This window comes from Alkalibacterium indicireducens (assembly GCF_039522005.1).
Taxonomy (GTDB): Bacteria; Bacillota; Bacilli; order Lactobacillales; family Carnobacteriaceae_A; genus Alkalibacterium; species Alkalibacterium indicireducens.
Genome location: NZ_BAAADA010000126.1, coordinates 1 through 17,667 on the forward strand (window position 1 = coordinate 1; position 17,667 = coordinate 17,667).

The following is a 17,667-nucleotide window of genomic DNA, read 5'->3' on the forward strand; positions in this document are numbered from 1 at the left end:
TTTTTGCATTTCAATTGATAGAGCAACGATAGTTGCATTAAAATAGCACGAAAAAACAAAAAAATTGGTAATTACTCGAAACGGCATGGAGGTTAAATTATGAGTATAGAAATTATCAGACCCTCTCGTTACATCCATAGTCTTGGCAAACTAAAGGTGAAGGTGAATCACAATCGGGTAGTAAAAATGAAAAATGGCGAAACGAAGACTGTTGATTTGGGTCAACAGCAGGCAATATTACAGGTTAAACACTTTGGAACAAAAAGCAACAAGTTGACCGTTACAGATGGCGACTCGGTTGAGCTTGGAATTAAAAAGTGGGTGTACTGGCAACCTGTTATTATAGGCATTGTTGTTTTTATAAGTTCCATGCTTACACCTCAAGTTGAAACTCTCCCGATATTTGAAAACTGGCCTGTGCTTTTAGTGGCCGGTCTGGTTGGAGCAACTATGGGTTTGCTAGCTGGTATTCCCTATTTATTCTTCGACAGTTATGAACTCTACAAAGTTCATGAATAGATAAGTCTATTTGTATACTCACTGCAGGCAAGCACGCTACATAACCCAAGCCTATTCAGCTTAAGATGGGGAGGAAAACTGAATGAAAACATTAATCGCTTATTCAAGCAAGCACGGCTGCACGGAAACATGCACTCGTCTGCTGGCTGAACGTCTAGTTGGGGAAGTTGAAAGAGTCAACTTAAAAGACACGTCTGAAGTGAATTTGTCAGCTTATGATGCGGTAGTTGTAGGTAGCCCGGTTTATGCGGGGAGAATATTGGGAGAAGTTCGAACATTCACTGAAGAGCACTTGGATGCCCTGATGGAGAAAAAACTGGGACTGTTTATCTGTGGGATGCAGGAAGAGCACACTATTAGAGAAGAACTGGAGCTAAATTATCCTGCTGTACTTAGGAAAGCTGCAGTAGCAGTGGATTGTTTTGGCGGAGAGTACCATTTTGATTCCATGAATCTTATGGAAAAAATGATTGTAAGAAAACTAGCCAAAGTAAAAGAGGATGTATCTGATATTCGTGAAGACACCATTCAGCAGTTTGCAGACAGCTTAAACAAAGTTGAAGAAGACGATAAAGATACACCATTGAGTTAACAAATTGTGTGCTAATATTCTAGAAAATAAAAGCAAACACCTCAGAACCAGCAGGTTTCGAGGTGTTTTTTTTACACGTTATACCGGTTTTTCCAGCTCTTTGGAAAGCTCAATCGGTTGCCGTAAACGTAACGGATCAGCTGACCATGATGTTGAACTTCATGCTCCAGTAGTGAAAATAAAAGGTCCGTCTGTATGCTGTTGAGTTCATTCTTCTGGAGATAGGAGAGGCAATCCACTGAACTGGCTGTCAAGCTCTCAAGGACTCTGGATGGAGAAGTCACATCGGTTAAGGAGCATGAAAAACCGCTCCATTTATTTTGAATAATCGCCTCCAAGTAACTTTCCCGTGCACCTACAATACACCACATCTGTTCATCTATTGTATTTGAGGGTATATCTCTCAGTCTCATTGTCAACTCCTCACCAGATAAGGAAGATGCAAGGTCCTCTGTTAAGTTAAATGCTGTTTCGAGTCGTTCAGTCAGTTGAATCATTGAAGGCTCCTTTTTTGATTGGTTTATACAGGTATCAATACCGTCAGTCGACGAGTTAAATCACTGAAATCCCCAGCACGGTCAGGTTGGCGTTCCCGACGAGTTTCGTTATCAGTCGGGCAAGCTGGTCCTCAGGGTAGTCGCAGTCATTTTTCAGCCACCAGTTGACTGTCATAAAAAGAATTCCCAGACTGTAATCGATGATCAGTTCGACTGGTACTTCCATATCGGACTCCATGATGCGCAGGCGGCTCAGAATATCCTGATAGGAATCGGTCACCAGTTTTTTAAATTTATCGGTCAATATATGCTTGTCAACAATTGAGAGGATGAGGACATACGTGTCTTTGTCCTCTTTTATCTGTTCGAGAAGCTGCGTCAGCACCATCTGAACATGCATCAGCTTCACTTCATTGTCATTGGTCATGACAGACAGCTTCATAATGGCTTGGATGGATTCCAGTTTCTGTTCGATGATCTTTTCAACCAAATCATCTTTATCCTGAAAGTAAGCATAAAAGGTTGAACGGTTAATCATCGCTTCATCCGCAATATCCTGGATAGTGATGCCGGTATAGTCCTTTAAACTTAGCAGATTGTAAAAGGCAGTATAAATAGCTTTCTGTGTTTTTAGTACCCGCAAATCCTGTTTTTTGTTCATGTCATCCTCCCATCCGACAATTTTCTCAATGTGTTGTGTATCCGACAAATGACTTATTTTAATGATTGTTAATAGTATAACAAGACTATATACTTTAAGCAAAGTTTTGAAGAGTCGGTTTCAGCACGACGAATGGGAGTCTAAAGGAGTGGATAACTATGGAGCAAAAAAAGGTTTTTGCTGGTATAGATGTTGGTTCAACAACAATTAAACTGGTCGTTATGGATGAATGGAATCACGTACTATTTAAACGCTATGAACGGCATTATTCAGATATAAAAGATGCTGCCAGACGTTTAGTCGGTTTTGCTAGTGAGGTGTTTCACGATAATCCTCTCCATATGAAAGTGACCGGATCTGGCGGGATTGGTATTGCAGAAGCACTGGAAATCGACTTTATTCAGGAAGTGATTGCGTGTTCGAAAACAGTAGAGCATATGATCCCAGAAACAGATGTGGCCATAGAATTGGGCGGAGAAGATGCAAAGATTACCTTTTTCGGGGCATCGATGGAGCAGCGGATGAATGGGAGCTGTGCAGGCGGAACCGGCGCGTTTATCGACCAGATGGCGATGCTTTTAAATACAGATGCTGAGGGACTCAATGAACTGGCGAAAGGACACAAGAAGCTGTATCCGATTGCTTCACGCTGCGGGGTGTTTGCAAAGACGGATGTCCAGCCGCTGATAAATGATGGAGTCGCTCGGGAAGATATTGCTGCTTCTATTTTTCAAGCGGTAGTGAATCAGACCATTGCCGGTCTGGCATCTGGACGCAAAATTAAAGGGAAAGTAGCTTTTCTAGGTGGCCCCCTTACGTTTTTAAGTGAGCTGCGTCAGCGGTTTATCGAGACACTTAAAGTGAGCGAGCAGGATGTTGTTTTCCCTGACGATCCACAGCTCTTTGTAGCAATGGGTGCGGCATATGATGCCAAGGATACTGAACCGACCTCTTTCAAAGAACTGCTTGAACAGTTGAGTGACGATACTATTCTTGATCTCAATCCCTCCGTTCGTCTGAATTCCTTGTTCAAGTCTGAAGAGGAACTGCTGTTGTTCAGAAAACGCCACGGGCAGGCTAAAATTGAAGAGCAGCCATTACGAACGTATAAAGGCATTGCCTTTTTGGGGATTGATGCCGGTTCAACGACGACAAAGGTCACTCTGATAAATCCTGAAGGAGAAGTGCTGTGGCAGTATTACGACTCCAATGACGGCGACCCATTGAATAAGACAATTAGTATTATGAAACAGCTCTACAGAGAAATGCCTAGAGACGTTTATATCGGCCGTTCTGTTACGACAGGATATGGCGAGGCCCTGATCAAGAATGCCTTGAAAGTGGACCAGGGTGAAGTAGAAACTATATGTCACTATAAAGCAGCTGAACGTTTCCAGCCGGGTGTGGATTTTATTCTGGATATCGGCGGTCAGGATATGAAAGCCATGACCGTTAAAGACGGCGTCCTGTCCTCCATCAAGCTGAATGAAGCCTGTTCCAGTGGCTGTGGGTCCTTTATTGAAACACTTGCCAAATCACTCAATTACAATGTGTATGACTTTGCTGATGCGGCGTTAACGTCTCGGGCACCCGTCGACTTAGGTTCTCGCTGTACAGTCTTCATGAATTCCAAAGTGAGGCAGATGCAGAAAGAAGGGGCAAGTGTAGCGGATTTATCTGCCGGCTTGTCGCTTTCTGTAATTAAAAATGCCTTATTTAAAGTGATTAAAGTTAAGGATCCTAAGCATTTGGGAGAAAAGATAGTCTGTCAAGGTGGAACGTTCAATAATGAATCAGTTCTGAGAGCCTTTGAACTGATTTCCGGCCGGGAAGTGGTGCGACCGAATCTGGCTGGTCTGATGGGGGCCTATGGTTGTGCGCTGATTGCACTGGAAAGTTATACAGGAGAAGACCGTTCAACACTTTTGTCACTGAAGGAACTGGAAGAATTTACCGCTGAGAAGAAATTTACACGGTGTACTTTATGTGCGGACAAGTGTGCATTGACCATGACGATTTTCAAGGACGGCAGACGATTTGTCACAGGAAATCGCTGTGAAAAAGGAGCTGATATGCATCTGAAAGGAAGAGAGAAAAAGGAACGCATTAATCTGTATGAGTACAAGTATAAGCGTCTGTTTGAATACAAGACACTGAACAAAAAAGATGCACCTCGAGGAGTCGTGGGCATTCCGCGTGTGCTGAATATGTATGAAGACTATCCGCTGTGGGCGACCTTCTTTAACCGACTCGGCTTTAGTGTTCAGTTATCCGGCCGGTCCAATCAGAAGTTGTATGAGGACGGCATTGATACCATTCCAGGTGATACCGTCTGCTACCCCGCTAAACTGGTTCACGGTCATGTCAAGCAGCTGATTCGAAAAAAACCGGACTTAATTTTTTTCCCTTGCATCAATTATCAGCAGCAGGAAGAGCGGACAGCGGTCAATTCCTACAACTGTCCGATAGTCATCTCTTACCCTGACCTGATTTCTGTCAATGTGGATGAAATAAGAGAGGGGGCTGTGGATTACCGTCACCCGCATCTAAATCTGTTGAATGACCGTCATGTCATTGAGGTGCTTTACGAAACATTCAAGGACAAAGGTATTTTGAAGGATGAAATTAGAGAGGCCTATCTGCTTGGCAAGTCTGAGCTGGAATCCTTTAAAGGCGATATGAAAAATAAGGGGGAAGAAGCCCTTCATTACATGAAAGCCCATAATGAACAAGGGATTGTGCTGGCAGGGCGTCCGTACCATGTGGATCCTGAAGTCAATCATGGCGTTGCCAATGTCATTAATGAAGAAGGCTTTCATGTGCTGACCGAAGACAGTGTCTTTCATCTGCAGGAGGTAGGAGAACTGCGGGTGGTTAATCAGTGGTCCTATCACTCCCGCTTGTATGCCGCAGCACGCGTGGTGACGAAGTTTTCGAACATTGAAATGGTCCAGCTGAACTCCTTCGGCTGCGGCCTGGATGCGGTCACGACCGAACAGGTCCAGGACATTCTGGAGCAGTACGGAAAGATTCATACGGTCCTGAAAATAGATGAAACATCGAATCTCGGCGCGATTCGCATCCGTATACGCTCGCTCAAAGCCGCCATGAAAGAGCGGAACCTACAGCACATCAGACCTTTAAAAAAATATGATTTACCTGAAACCATCACCTTTACGAAAGAAATGAAGGACACACACACGCTTCTGCTGCCGATGATGTCACCGATTCATCAGACTGGGCTGATAGAAGAAGCCTTAGTTGCCTCCGGCTATAACGTTGTCCAGATCACTGAGGATACGGGATCTGAAGGTGTGGACGAAGGATTGAAATACGTCAATAACGATGCCTGTTTCCCGGCAATCATCACAATTGGTCAACTGGTGGATGCACTGAAAAGTGGGCAATATGATTTGAATCACACATCAGTCATGCTCACTCAGACGGGTGGCGGCTGTCGGGCAACGAATTATATTCCACTCCTTGAAAAAGCGCTGAACGATGCTGGTTTTCCCGACATACCGGTCGTGTCCATTTCTGCAGGAAATAAAGGAACCCAGAAACAGGATGGTTTTAAGCTTACCTTGCCGTTGATTATGCGGACTTCCATCGCCAGCCTCTATGGGGATCTTTTCCAGAAAGTAGTCTACCGGACACGTCCGTATGAAGTCGTCAAAGGCTCTGTGGATGCCCTTCACCAGAAATGGGTTAGAAAAGTGAAGACCAATATTCATAATGGGAGCATAAGAGAATTCAATAAGAATATGAAAAAGATTATCAGAGACTTTGAAGCCATCGATATTGTGGACACCAATAAACCGAAAGTAGGTATCGTTGGCGAAATACTGGTCAAATATTCGCCGACAGCCAATAACGATGTCGTCAGATTACTGGAAAAAGAAGGATCAGAAGTCGTCGTTCCTGACCTGGTTGGCTTTATGAATTACAGTTTATATAATCAGCAGTATAAGGCAGACCAGCTTGGCTTTTCTAAAAAGAATAAAGCCATTTCCCAGTTTTTGATTAAACTTATTCAGCTGGCAGAAAAACCGATGAATCAGGCACTTAAAGCATCGGAACGCTTTACACCTTTCCATTCCATCTATGACATTGCCGAGGGTGCACAGGCAATCACATCCATCGGGAACCATACCGGAGAAGGGTGGTACCTGACCGGGGAAGTCGTTCAGTTTCTTGAGAACGGTGTCTCCAATATCCTGATTATGCAGCCGTTTGGGTGCCTGCCGAACCACATTGTCGGCAGAGGCATGATGAAAGAATTCAGACGCCAGTATCCGCACGCCAATATCACAGCGGTAGATTACGATCCGGGTCTCTCCATCGTCAACCAGCTTAACCGAATAAAGCTTATGCTGGCCGGAGCTAACTAACTCATCTCTCAAGAAAAAACTGCTCTTGCACTTGCGTAGGAGCAGTTTTTTTGAATTGCAATGTCTTTAATAAGCTTGTCGATCGGTATATAAGTTGACAATTAACCAAGGATGGTCTATACTTAATTTAACGATTACAAGTGTAAACTAACTGATAAATGTACGAGGAAGATATTATGGGATTATTAGTAGATGGAAAGTGGCACGACAAGTGGTACGATACGGAAAAAAATGACGGGCGGTTTATCCGAGAAGAGTCGCAGTTCAGAAACTGGGTGACAGCGGACGGCAGCGCGGGACCAAGTGGTGAAGGCGGCTTTAAGGCTGAAGCCGGGCGCTATCATTTATACATTTCAAATGCATGCCCATGGGCTAACCGAACCATGATCATGCGTAAACTGAAAGGCCTTGAAGACATGATTTCCGTGTCAGTGGTGCATACACTGATGGCTGAACATGGCTGGACTTTTGAAGACGATGAAGGGGTCATTAAAGATCCGCTTATCGATGCGGACTACCTGTATGAAATCTATACGCATGTAGAACCAGAATATAGCGGCCGAGTTACCGTGCCTGTACTGTATGACTTGAAGCAGGATAAAATCGTCAATAATGAATCATCAGAAATCATGCGTATGCTGAATTCTGCCTTTGACGAAGTGGGCGCTAAAGAAGGCGACTACTATCCTGAAAACTTACGCGATGACATTGATGCGATTAACGACAGAGTTTACGTGGCCATCAATAACGGGGTTTATAAAGCTGGTTTCGCGACTAAACAGGATGTCTACAATGAAGAAGTAACAAAGCTTTTTGAAGCGCTGGATGAAATGGAAGAGCGTCTTGGAAAGACACGTTATCTGACAGGTGACCAGGTGACAGAAGCTGACTTGAGACTCTTTACGACACTCGTCCGTTTCGACAGTGTCTACTATACACACTTCAAATGCAACATCAGACGTCTAACGGATTACGATAATCTGTGGCGCCTGACAAGAGAACTCTACAATATGCCTGGCGTTTCGGATACGATCAACTTCAGACATATCAAGGAACACTACTTCCGCAGCCACAAGAATATCAATCCGACAGGCATCGTTCCCGTTGGACCAGAATTGGACTTCAGTCTCTAATTAAAATTAGGTAGCCTTCCAGATCGCTGGAAGGCTATTTCTTTATTTAACAGTTACTTCAAGCTGATCGATGGAGCTCGGGGTGGGTTTTAGTCTTTTATTACCCACTCAATCGTAATTAGTCTATGAGTGGGCAGTGATTTACTGATTAATGTCCACCCAAATACAAATCTTAAATGAGTGGTCAAAAGACCGCAGATTATGGACAAGTGAAACTTACTTTTTATCTGAGCAGGCAGTAAATCAGAGATAATTGACCAGTCGGAATAAAAATCTAGTTGAGTGGGCACTAAAAAGAGAATCATAGTTTTCGGTTAATGAACGATAATATTAGTGAAAAATATACATTAATCCGATTGAAAACCCTCACCATTATCTTTACAATTATGTCAGATAACAGTGATGAAAAGAGGTGTTTAATTGGATAACAAATAAGAAGTACTTAGAGAGCTAAAAGCATTTAAGCGCGGAAACTATGCGGTTATAATAGCTGCAGTAATTATTCTATTTATAGGTATTTTTCAAAGCAAAGAATTGAACGAAGTAGCCTTTATCCTTTTTGCACAAAGTGGGGCTCTTGTTTTGACTAGAAGGGACCAGTACTCTCGAATAGGATTTATTGTGTTGTTTATTATATGGCTGACTGCTTTAAGTGTGTCATTTATCAGTATAATATCTTAATATGGAAAAAAGCTGTTCGAAAAACATAAAGTAAAGCCTTTATACAATCGGGGGAGAGACTAATGAAAGTTACATTGACGAGACCAAAACGTTATTTTACTGGAAACAGCAAAGTGAAGGTCAGGCTGGATGGAGCAGTTGTCGCGGAAATAAACGGGGATGAGACCGTCGACATTGAGCTGACTAAACAGGAGCAACAAGCTGACGGTCAATCCTGGTGACACAGTCAAAATTAAGTTCAATAAGTGGGTACACTGGGAACCAGTTTTCACAGGACTTATTACTTTCCTTAGTCTATTCATCATATCTCAGCTTCGCCTGCATAATGTTCTGGAAGAGTTCTCTCTCTGGTTGACTGGTGGAATAATTGCATTGGTAATCAGTATTCTGATCGTTATCCCCAACTTATTATTTGAAAAATATATCCTGTATAAGGAATAAGCACAACTTGTAATATTAGAATTAATTTGATACTTACATAAAAAGGAGAGATACAGTGCAGGTCAAAGTAATCAGACAGGAACATTTCTGGGAGAAAGGCACATATTTTTCGTTAAGGCTGGATGGCGATGTCGTTGGAAAAATTGCCAATGGAGAAACAAAGCACATTAACCTGAATAGGCGACAGTCTGTTCTTCAGGTAAAGCAGTACAGAATAAAAAGCAATAAACTCAAAATCAGTCCGGGAGATTGTGTCAGATTAACTATGAAAAAGTGGGCGCTATGGTGGCCGCTATGTATTGGGATTGCGGCTATCATTGGTACAGTTCTCAGCGAAATGATGCATGCAGACAGGTTGCTGGAATCTGGATCCAGCTGGCCAATTTTCATTTCTGCAGGAATTATCTCATGGGGAGTCATGCTGCTTCCTTATCTGCTATTTGATTCATTCGACTTATATAAGGTTTAACCACTAAAAAATAAAGGTCATGACTCCACCGGCTGGATCTTTTCATCTGTGGCATGCAGGAAGAGCATACGTTAAGAGAAGAACTGGAGACCAATTATCCGGAAGAACTGCGAGAGGCTGCGCTGGTCAGGGCGTGCTTCGGAGGAGAATTTCATTTCAATACGATGAATCTTGTTGAAAAAATGATCATCAGAAAAGTAGCTAAAGTCAAGACAGACGTCTCTGAAATCAGAGAAGAGACAATCAGTGCGCTCGCCCATACGATGAATGACAGTCGCGAAGTAATCGAACAAAATTAATCAATCAACAGAATGAGCAGGTGTATCTATGTTTTTGCATGCAGTAACGTTTCCTTCAAGTGAAGCTGAGTTTTCTTTTTTCATTGAGATCAAGCGCAAAGTCTATACGACTTTTTATCCCTTTCAGGTGCTGTCCGGAAAACAGCTGGAGCGAATAGACTGTGTGCCGATCACGATTCTTTATGGCGGCAACGGGTCCGGAAAGACGACTGCTTTGAATGTCATTGCTGAAAAGATTGGAGCAGAACGCGATGCCTTGTATAACAAGTCGTCATTCTTTGAAGACTACCTTGCATACTGCAGCATCGAGCCGGCCTCTGACGAACCGGATTTCAAGCGAATCATCACTAGTGATGACGTATTTGATTATGTGCTGACATTGCGGTCGGTTAATGAAGCCATTGATGAAAAAAGAGAAGAGATCTTTGAGGATTATCTGGAGACAAAATATGCCCAGTTCCAGCTGAAGTCTCTGGATGATTATGAGCAGCTGAAAAAGATGAATGAAACCAGGCGAAAAACGCAGTCCCGATTTGTTAGAGATAATTTGATGAACAATATAAGAGAACAGTCCAATGGGGAAAGTGCCTTCAAGTATTTTGTAGATAAGATAGAAGAGAACGGGTTGTACCTGCTCGATGAGCCTGAAAACAGTCTGTCCCCTGAACGGCAGCTTGAGCTGAAAAAGTATATTGAGGACTCGGCCCGTTTTTTCAACTGTCAGTTTATTATTTCAACCCATTCACCGTTCTTTCTGGCGATGGAAGGTGCTAAAATAATTGATCTGGACTCAGAGCCGGCAGCTGTCAGAAAATGGACGGATCTGGAGAATGTCCGGGCCTATCAGAGGTTTTTCGACGAGCATCGTGATGCGTTTGATTAAAATATTCACGAGTACAAAATACTTTGTTTGAATAGTAGAAAAGAAGCCAGCTGAACTCTTTTAGAGCTGCTGGCTTCTTTCCTGTGATAATGTATTTTATCAGATACACTATATGGATAGTGCTTTTATTTTAATTATTCACTGTCTTCTTTTTCTCTAATTAGTCCTTTTAGTGCATCTTTTGATTCAGGAGGATTACTTAAAACATTCCTGACTTCATCAAGATCGGGGTCCACATTCCAAGTCAGGATGCCGACGGGTTTATTGTCTTCAAGATAGTAGACGACCTTGCCGCCATCCACTTCGTCAATGTAATAATCAAGCTCGGGATCTAGCGTACCGATTGCTTTCCAAGAAATATCAAAGACCATTGAATAGAAATAAGGGGTATAGTCATAAGGCTCCTGAGCACCAGCCATATTTTTTCCTGCAGTAGTGCCAGATTTACGAGCATGGTCCACATGTTCAATACGATTTCGTCCAAGAATTGGGTCTGGGTAGTAGGCAATATCTCCTGCAGTGAATATGTCTGGATCAGATGTTCTAAGGTATGTGTCAGTTACTACCCCTTCATCAACTTCAAGACCCGATTCTTCTGCAAGCTCTAGTAAAGGTTTGACACCAAGACCTAATACAATTGCATCTCCATACACTTTCTCACCGTTATCAAGAGTGACTACTAGGTCGTCGCCATCTTTATCGTAAGATACAGCTCGAGTTCCACTAATCAGCTTGATGCCATGATTTTTATACGTGTTCTCGTATTCTTCGGCTAGTTCTTTAGGCAAACGATTGTCACTAAGTGTATCCTGGGGATAAATAAAAGTGACCTTGGTGTTATTCAGTGCAAGGTTAGCTGCAAGTTCAGTACCAATATAACTACCTCCAACGACTATAACATGATTGCCAGAACCTGAAATACTTCTTAAAGTGCGATAGTCATCGAATGTTCTGAACGCAAGCACGCGAGAATCATCGGGCCCCTCAATGCGTTGTGGCTGTCCACCAGTTGCCAGAAGCAATTTTCCGTAACTGAATGTATGGCCATCGCTGGTCCGAACTGCTTTGTTTTCTTTATCTATAGAGACAGCAGTGGTCTGAAGAAAAATCTCTGCACCTGTCTCTTCGGTATGAAAGGGAACATCTTCTTCTGTAAAGTCATCATCTGTCCATATTTTTTTAGTTAGAGCAGGTCTAGTATAAGGTGAATCATTTTCTGAAGAAATAATACCAATCGTTCCATCTTTATCAACTTCTCGGATTCCCTTGGCTGCAAACCCTGCTACTGTTCCTCCACCGACCATTAGATAATCAAAATGTTTTACTGAATCTTGTGTCATCTGTGCATTCTCCTTTATCGTTTAGTGTTATATTGTTGCTACTGAACCACCATCGACGCGGTAATTGGATCCATTTACAAAAGATGGCTTATCTGAACATAAGAATAAAATCACTGGAGCGACCTCTTCAACTTTTCCGCGACGCTTCAGTTCAATATGCGGGCGTTCCTCGTCAAGGAAGGACTCAATGGCTTCTTCAAATGAGACACCCAGTTTCTCTGACCGTTTTTCCATCATCTTATCGGTCATTGGGGTTTCAATAAAAGCTGGAGAGACAGTGTTGACGAGCAGTCCTTCCGTGGTATAGGTTCTGGACAGTCCTTTTGAAAAAGCCAGGATGCCGGCTTTGGAACAGTCATAGGGCAGTTCGTCCTTGTATGGCTGAAGCCCATTTTCGGATGAAATAAAGACGATTCGTCCCCAGCCCTTGCTTCTTAAATCAGGTAGGAATTCCCGGACGACACGTACCGGTCCAAGCAGATCATCTTCGATCGTCTGTACCCAACCTGCATCATTGATTTCATGAAAGAGTCCTTGGACACCGACCGTTCCAGCATTCTGCACTAGAATATCGATCTCTCCAACCTCCTCTTTTATGTAATCATGTAAGGCTTTCAGATCGTCTGCATTTGTTATATCTGCCGGGTAGGAATAAAGGGTGGCTTTAGAATCAAGCCAGTCTATGGTCTCTTTCAGTTTTTCTTCATTGATGTCAGTGAGTACGACAGTTACACCTTCTGCCAGAAACAAGCGGGCCGTTTCTTTACCAATACCGGCAGCGGCTCCTGTGATCAGTGCGACCTTGTTTTTTATCCCTAAATCCATGATGAATTCCTCCTGTGAGATCTGATAGTTTAATGACAGCGATTAAAAGCCTCGTTACTGTAAAGGGTACTCCACACGTGTCAAAACTTCAATTATAAGGCTTGACCATTAGGCCAGGCCTTACTAAGTCTAAGTGAGATTAAGCTTTTTGAAATAAACTATACACCTTTCTGAAATAAAGGAGTACTGATCGGATTTTCTACTTAGAAAAAAGCAATACTGTAATTAATGAGAGAACATTAGAATGCCGTTCTGTGGTATTCTATAAGTAAAGAGAGATGGTGTTTCAGAATAGATAGGTAACAGGTCGAACCCGTTTAGAAGACTGATAATGGGAGGAAAGTGTTATCTCTATTGAAAATAAATGGCATCACCTGACTGTGGAATCTATCATGGAGTCTTTTGGCACCGACAAGCAGCAGGGGCTGTCTCTTTCGGCTGTCAAGAAGCAGAGGGAGGCATTCGGGTCCAACACGCTGCCAGAGAAGGCAGTCACACCCGAATGGAAGAAGTTCGTCAATCATTTCAACGATATTCTGATTTATATTCTGCTGGTAGCGGCTTTAGTCACACTGATTTTAGGCCACTACATCGATACAGCCGTTATACTTCTTGTCGCAGTCATAAATGCTGTGATCGGCTATATTCAGGAGAACAAAGCCGAAAAAGCGCTGGAGTGTATCCGTAATCTTCTGTCATTTCAGGCTACTGTATTAAGGGAAGGAATCAGGGCAGAAATCGATTCAAAAAACCTTGTGCCCGGCGATATCGTTCTTCTGAAAGCAGGGGACAAAGTGCCGGCTGACATGAGACTCTACTAGATTGAACGGTTGAAAGCGGAAGAAAGTCCATTGTCAGGTGAATCAGCCTCAGTCTAAAAACAGACAGCCGCATTGTCAGAAGAAACAGTACTCGGAGACCGGACAAACATGGTTTTTTCAGGAACATCTATTTCTTCCGGGACAGCTAGAGGAATTGTCGTCGCAACAGGTGAGGATACTGAAATCGGTCAGATCAATCGAAGCATGAAAGAAGTAGAGGACATGAAGACGCCTCTCCTCCAGCAGATCGATACGTTCGGTAAGGTGATTTTAATTGTCATTCTGGTTCTGGCTCTTGTATTGTTCAGCTTCGGGCTGATTATTCATGATTACGAATGGGGAGAGCTGCTTCTGTCAGTGATCGGATTGACAGTGGCGGCTATACCGGAAGGACTGCCGGCCATTCTGACGATGATTCTTGCCCTCGGTGTGCAGACGATGGCAGACAAGAAAGCAATCATGAGGACTTTGCCGTCAGTTGAAACGCTCGGAGCGGTCACGGTGATCTGTTCTGATAAGACAGGTACTTTGACAAAAAATGAAATGACAGTGAAATCAGTCATTACCCGTGATAAACTTATTAATGTAACCGGCACGGGCTACAAGCCTGAAGGTGAACTGATTGAAGAGGAAACTGGCAAGCAAGCCGACGTCAAAGGGTAGTGGCTCGTCAGAGGAGATCCGATGGAAGGCTGTCTGATTACTTTGGCTAAAAAAGCCGATCAATAGAGTGAATCTCTGGATCTTCCATCTTTTCAATGTGAGAAATGAGCGGCATTTCAGCTTGAACAGGCATTTCTTTGATAATAAGGCAGCCTTCATTGTTTCGGCTCTGCTTATCCTGTTTCAGCTCGCTGTCACCTATGTGCCATTTTTAAGCGAGGCCCTCGGGTTATATCCGATAGAAGCGTTCTACTGGCTATTCCCTATTGGACTTGGACTGATCGTCTTTATCGTAGTGGAAATAGAAAAATATCTGACTCATCATGTGTTTAAACGAAAATAAAAAGGTAAGGGAAGCCCTTCAGGAGGACAGCTTATGTACAGACATAAAAATGAACCGGTCGATGTAGTGATCGTCGGAGCCGGCTTGGCAGGGTTATCTGCCGCAGTAAAAGTGAAGGAAAATGGATTTTCATTTAAAGTGCTCGAAGCCAGCGATCGCGCAGGCGGAAAGGTCTATACCGAGTTTTCTGAAGATGGCAAACGATTCTATGAAAAAGGGGCTCAGTTTGTCAACAAGGATATGACAGAAATGATCAGCCTGATCGAGGGAGCCGGCATGGAACTGAAAGACACGCGCCTGGCAGATGAGTCGATCGTTATCAACGAGAAAAACAAGAAAGCGATCAATTTCAGCATAACTGAAAATCAGGAGCTGCTGAATGATTATGAACTTGAAGAACACTCACCACTATCAACAGTTTTAAGCCAGTCGATAGAAGACAAGTGGGAACAGAAAATGCTGAAGAGTTACATTGCTGCTGAAACGACTGTAAGCAGTGACTATATCAATGCCAAAGCAGCAAGAAAACTGATCAGCCGGATCACGACGCGAGAAAGTGAGCTTAAATATCAGGCCAGCGGTCCCCTGAATAATGTGATTACTCATTTGACAGGTCAATTGGGTGATGCGATCCATTATCACGAGCCGGTAATTTCAATCGATAAAATCGAAGAGACCTATCATATTAAAACTGAACACGGGAATACGTTTGAGGGACGTGCACTTATACTGGCGATTCCACCGACCGTGGCCAACCGTATCGACATGCCGGAATCTCTTCAGAACCACTTCCGTGAAGCCCTGGACAGCTTCCTGGATGGCTCAGTCATCAAACTGACTTTCCTGTACGACGAAGATTTCTGGAGACATCATAAAGTTGGTGGAAAAGAGAAGAAGGTATTCGGTGTCATTTATGTTGGAAACGAAGGTGTCAATGTCATGGACTCGTCTAATGGTGAAGATGAAAACCGTCTGACGATGTTCATAGGTGGAGACAAGGCCAAAGATCTGGTCAAAGTTCCCCCGCAAGTCAGAGAGAATTTCGCTCTGGATCGCCTGATTGATGTCTTTGGGGAAGAGGCAGAAGGCTATAAAGATATAGAAGAAAGTATCTGGGTCGACTCGCCGTACACCGGTGGGGGATACGGTGCGATGATCCACACAGAAGGCAACGAGGATGCTGATGACTTCTTAAGCGTACCTTTTGAACAAGTCGTGTTTGCCAGCACTGAACTGGCTCCGCAGTTCCCTCACTTTATGGAAGGGGCTATCCGCTCCGGCAAGCAAAGTGCAGAACGACTGATCGAGGCAATGGAAAAATAAAGCAATCAACGCACTAATAAAGATGAAGAGGAAGACACTGGCCCCCCAGCCAGTGTCTTTTCGTCATTTCAGAAGATGAGATGGGCCAAATACCGGGACTGGATGCGTGCAGAGACTGGAATGATCAGGCGAATGCCTCATATTAGTCGTATATGAGGTGTTCAGCATAGTAAAAGAGCAGCGAATCGCTCATAACTCTGTGATATGAGGCACTCGTCTAACTAAAACAGGTATGAATGCCTCATAAGTTGTGTTTATGAGGCATTCAACCGCCCCTACAGTTACTGAGAGATGAACCTGTGTCTGTTAAATATTTTTAAGTTGATTAGTTATTGAACAGTACGGCACGACGCATCTGGATATAAAAAAAGGAACCCGGAAGCTATATGCTGGGTTCCCATCATTAGTAAAATCTTTACAGTTCTGATACTTCTGGAACTACATCATCTTGTACAGCAGGGACGTCTTTAAGGAAGTATGTGGCATATACTTTGTCAATAATCAAAGCGAGCGCATTGTCACCCGAAACGTTTGCGGCCGTGCCAAAACTGTCCTGAGTGATATAAAGTGAAATCAGCAGGTTGCCCAGAGTACCAGTCGGATCGATGCCGACCATATAGACGAATGGCAGGGAACTCATGATAGCTCCCCCCGGTGCTCCCGGAGCGGCAACCATGGCAACTCCTAGAGTGGCAATGAAACTGGCCATAATACCGAACCCAAACGGCATGTCGAACATCAGTAGTACAGCTGTCACACAGGACGTGATGGCCACCATGCTTCCCATGAGGTGGATCGTGGCGCTCAAGGGAATGACGAATTCACGAATTTCTCTGGATACTCCATTTTTACGTGCACATTCCATATTGACTGGAATAGTTGCGGCCGATGACTGTGTCCCTAAGGCAGTGAAATAGGCGGGAATCTGATTTCTCATAAGTGTGAGAGGATTTTTCCCAGTGTATAGGGCTGCCAGTACGAACATGATCGTAATAAGAAGCAGCTGGAGAGCAATCACGATCAAGGCGACACGCCAGAATACGGATAGTAATGAAAAGACCGTTCCAGTATAGCTTAGATTTAGAAAGTTACCGAAAATAAAAACGGGTAGTAGCGGAATAATGACAGATTTCAAAATTAGTGTAATGATTTCCCCGAAATCATTAAAGAACTGGTACATGGTTTCTCCTTTGCCATCTTCACGCAGCCATGAAATAAATATGCCAAAAAGAAAAGCGAAGACGATAGCCGATGTAACACCGAATAATGGATCGAGCGGCAAAGTAAATAGTGGTTCCAAGGCAGCAGTTTCTTCCTGTACAGTGTCTCTCACCGACGCATCTATAAAGAGCGGAAAGAGTGAAGACGCCAGGAAATAAGCGATGAACCCAGCGATCAAAGTCGATGAATAGGCAAGCAGGGCATTAAGGCCTAAAAGCTTTCCTGCCCCTTGTGAGATATCTGAAATCCCTTTGACCACATACCCTACGATCATCAATGGAATAATGAAAGACAGCAGACTGCTGAACAGACTTGATACAGTGACTGGGATCTGCAGAATAAAGTCAGGTATGAACTGGATCTGACCGACAATAACCCCCAGTAGAATAGCCAGAAGCAGTTTCGGGACCAGCCCGAACTTAAGTGAATGCATCTTTTTCATAATAAATTCCTCCCCTAAATTTTGTCCTTTAAAGACCTCTATTTTTTCCTCCTAAAAAGGATGGTCTGACTAGTATACTATATTAGGAAACAATTAGAAATATAAAAGTGGAAATTAATTTAA

Annotated in this window: 15 protein-coding genes and 1 pseudogene; 11 read left to right on the plus strand and 5 right to left on the minus strand. The window is 43.4% G+C overall.

The annotated features are described in order from the left end of the window. Window positions 1-99 precede the first annotated feature (99 nt). Entirely contained in the window at window positions 100-519 is a 420-nt protein-coding gene (locus tag ABFX15_RS07700) for a hypothetical protein (protein ID WP_346024880.1), read from the plus strand. Window positions 520-601: 82 nt separating this feature from the next. Beyond that, window positions 602-1,111, plus strand: coding sequence for a flavodoxin domain-containing protein (locus tag ABFX15_RS07705; RefSeq protein WP_346024881.1), 510 nt, complete (start codon window positions 602-604; stop codon window positions 1,109-1,111). 71 nt (window positions 1,112-1,182) lie between these two features. On the opposite strand, the gene ABFX15_RS07710 is transcribed toward ABFX15_RS07705, so the two are convergent. Together ABFX15_RS07710 and ABFX15_RS07715 are read right to left on the minus strand one after the other, a co-directional pair. After that, on the minus strand, window positions 1,183-1,608 hold the full coding sequence (locus ABFX15_RS07710) for a hypothetical protein (RefSeq protein WP_346024882.1): 426 nt from the start codon (window positions 1,606-1,608) through the stop codon (window positions 1,183-1,185). A 55-nt stretch (window positions 1,609-1,663) separates the two neighbouring features. Continuing rightward, window positions 1,664-2,269 carry a TetR/AcrR family transcriptional regulator gene (locus ABFX15_RS07715; protein ID WP_346024883.1) on the minus strand — a complete coding sequence of 202 codons (606 nt, stop codon included), beginning with the start codon at window positions 2,267-2,269 and terminating at the stop codon, window positions 1,664-1,666. Window positions 2,270-2,427: 158 nt separating this feature from the next. Between ABFX15_RS07715 and ABFX15_RS07720 the strand changes: the two genes are divergently transcribed. From ABFX15_RS07720 to ABFX15_RS07745, 6 genes are all read left to right on the plus strand, one after another. Then, the gene (locus ABFX15_RS07720; RefSeq protein ID WP_346024884.1) at window positions 2,428-6,660 is read left to right on the plus strand and encodes an acyl-CoA dehydratase activase-related protein; all 4,233 of its coding nucleotides are present in this window, start codon (window positions 2,428-2,430) and stop codon (window positions 6,658-6,660) included. Between the two features lie 176 nt (window positions 6,661-6,836). Continuing rightward, window positions 6,837-7,793 carry a glutathione S-transferase family protein gene (locus ABFX15_RS07725; RefSeq protein ID WP_346024885.1) on the plus strand — a complete coding sequence of 319 codons (957 nt, stop codon included), beginning with the start codon at window positions 6,837-6,839 and terminating at the stop codon, window positions 7,791-7,793. Between the two features lie 743 nt (window positions 7,794-8,536). Continuing rightward, window positions 8,537-8,695, plus strand: coding sequence for a hypothetical protein (locus tag ABFX15_RS07730; protein WP_346024886.1), 159 nt, complete (start codon window positions 8,537-8,539; stop codon window positions 8,693-8,695). A 275-nt stretch (window positions 8,696-8,970) separates the two neighbouring features. After that, a complete protein-coding gene (locus ABFX15_RS07735; RefSeq protein ID WP_346024887.1) occupies window positions 8,971-9,384 on the plus strand; it encodes a hypothetical protein in 414 nt (137 codons plus the stop codon). Window positions 9,385-9,437: 53 nt separating this feature from the next. Further along, complete coding sequence (locus tag ABFX15_RS07740; RefSeq protein WP_346024888.1) at window positions 9,438-9,683, plus strand: hypothetical protein; 246 nt, start codon at window positions 9,438-9,440, stop codon at window positions 9,681-9,683. Between the two features lie 28 nt (window positions 9,684-9,711). Next, window positions 9,712-10,566, plus strand: coding sequence for an AAA family ATPase (locus ABFX15_RS07745; protein ID WP_346024889.1), 855 nt, complete (start codon window positions 9,712-9,714; stop codon window positions 10,564-10,566). A gap of 134 nt (window positions 10,567-10,700) precedes the next feature. On the opposite strand, the gene ABFX15_RS07750 is transcribed toward ABFX15_RS07745, so the two are convergent. Next, window positions 10,701-11,906 carry an NAD(P)/FAD-dependent oxidoreductase gene (locus ABFX15_RS07750; protein ID WP_346024890.1) on the minus strand — a complete coding sequence of 402 codons (1,206 nt, stop codon included), beginning with the start codon at window positions 11,904-11,906 and terminating at the stop codon, window positions 10,701-10,703. Window positions 11,907-11,933: 27 nt separating this feature from the next. Continuing rightward, complete coding sequence (locus ABFX15_RS07755) at window positions 11,934-12,731, minus strand: SDR family NAD(P)-dependent oxidoreductase (protein ID WP_346024891.1); 798 nt, start codon at window positions 12,729-12,731, stop codon at window positions 11,934-11,936. 374 nt (window positions 12,732-13,105) lie between these two features. On the opposite strand from ABFX15_RS07755, the pseudogene ABFX15_RS07760 reads away from it, so the two are divergent. The 3 genes and pseudogenes from ABFX15_RS07760 (at window position 13,106) to ABFX15_RS07770 (ending at window position 15,881) form a co-directional block, all read left to right on the plus strand. Beyond that, window positions 13,106-14,215 (plus strand): annotated as a pseudogene (locus ABFX15_RS07760) (HAD-IC family P-type ATPase). A gap of 67 nt (window positions 14,216-14,282) precedes the next feature. Continuing rightward, window positions 14,283-14,558 carry a cation transporting ATPase C-terminal domain-containing protein gene (locus tag ABFX15_RS07765; protein ID WP_346024892.1) on the plus strand — a complete coding sequence of 92 codons (276 nt, stop codon included), beginning with the start codon at window positions 14,283-14,285 and terminating at the stop codon, window positions 14,556-14,558. A gap of 33 nt (window positions 14,559-14,591) precedes the next feature. Further along, window positions 14,592-15,881: a flavin monoamine oxidase family protein gene (locus ABFX15_RS07770; protein WP_346024893.1), complete on the plus strand. Its 1,290-nt coding sequence runs from the start codon at window positions 14,592-14,594 to the stop codon at window positions 15,879-15,881. Window positions 15,882-16,296: 415 nt separating this feature from the next. Here the strand turns inward: ABFX15_RS07770 and ABFX15_RS07775 are convergent, their stop codons facing one another. After that, window positions 16,297-17,535 carry a dicarboxylate/amino acid:cation symporter gene (locus tag ABFX15_RS07775; RefSeq protein WP_346024905.1) on the minus strand — a complete coding sequence of 413 codons (1,239 nt, stop codon included), beginning with the start codon at window positions 17,533-17,535 and terminating at the stop codon, window positions 16,297-16,299. Window positions 17,536-17,667: the final 132 nt, after the last annotated feature.

What these genes read in the sequence shown, in the direction of transcription:
- ABFX15_RS07700 (WP_346024880.1), top strand. Translation starts at nt 100, where the DNA reads ATGAGTATAGAAATTATCAGACCCTCTCGTTACATCCATAGTCTTGGC.
- ABFX15_RS07705 (WP_346024881.1), top strand. Translation starts at nt 602, where the DNA reads ATGAAAACATTAATCGCTTATTCAAGCAAGCACGGCTGCACGGAAACA.
- ABFX15_RS07710 (WP_346024882.1), bottom strand. Translation starts at nt 1,608, where the DNA reads ATGATTCAACTGACTGAACGACTCGAAACAGCATTTAACTTAACAGAG.
- ABFX15_RS07715 (WP_346024883.1), bottom strand. Translation starts at nt 2,269, where the DNA reads ATGAACAAAAAACAGGATTTGCGGGTACTAAAAACACAGAAAGCTATT.
- ABFX15_RS07720 (WP_346024884.1), top strand. Translation starts at nt 2,428, where the DNA reads ATGGAGCAAAAAAAGGTTTTTGCTGGTATAGATGTTGGTTCAACAACA.
- ABFX15_RS07725 (WP_346024885.1), top strand. Translation starts at nt 6,837, where the DNA reads ATGGGATTATTAGTAGATGGAAAGTGGCACGACAAGTGGTACGATACG.
- ABFX15_RS07730 (WP_346024886.1), top strand. Translation starts at nt 8,537, where the DNA reads ATGAAAGTTACATTGACGAGACCAAAACGTTATTTTACTGGAAACAGC.
- ABFX15_RS07740 (WP_346024888.1), top strand. Translation starts at nt 9,438, where the DNA reads ATGCAGGAAGAGCATACGTTAAGAGAAGAACTGGAGACCAATTATCCG.
- ABFX15_RS07745 (WP_346024889.1), top strand. Translation starts at nt 9,712, where the DNA reads ATGTTTTTGCATGCAGTAACGTTTCCTTCAAGTGAAGCTGAGTTTTCT.
- ABFX15_RS07750 (WP_346024890.1), bottom strand. Translation starts at nt 11,906, where the DNA reads ATGACACAAGATTCAGTAAAACATTTTGATTATCTAATGGTCGGTGGA.
- ABFX15_RS07755 (WP_346024891.1), bottom strand. Translation starts at nt 12,731, where the DNA reads ATGGATTTAGGGATAAAAAACAAGGTCGCACTGATCACAGGAGCCGCT.
- ABFX15_RS07770 (WP_346024893.1), top strand. Translation starts at nt 14,592, where the DNA reads ATGTACAGACATAAAAATGAACCGGTCGATGTAGTGATCGTCGGAGCC.
- ABFX15_RS07775 (WP_346024905.1), bottom strand. Translation starts at nt 17,535, where the DNA reads ATGCATTCACTTAAGTTCGGGCTGGTCCCGAAACTGCTTCTGGCTATT.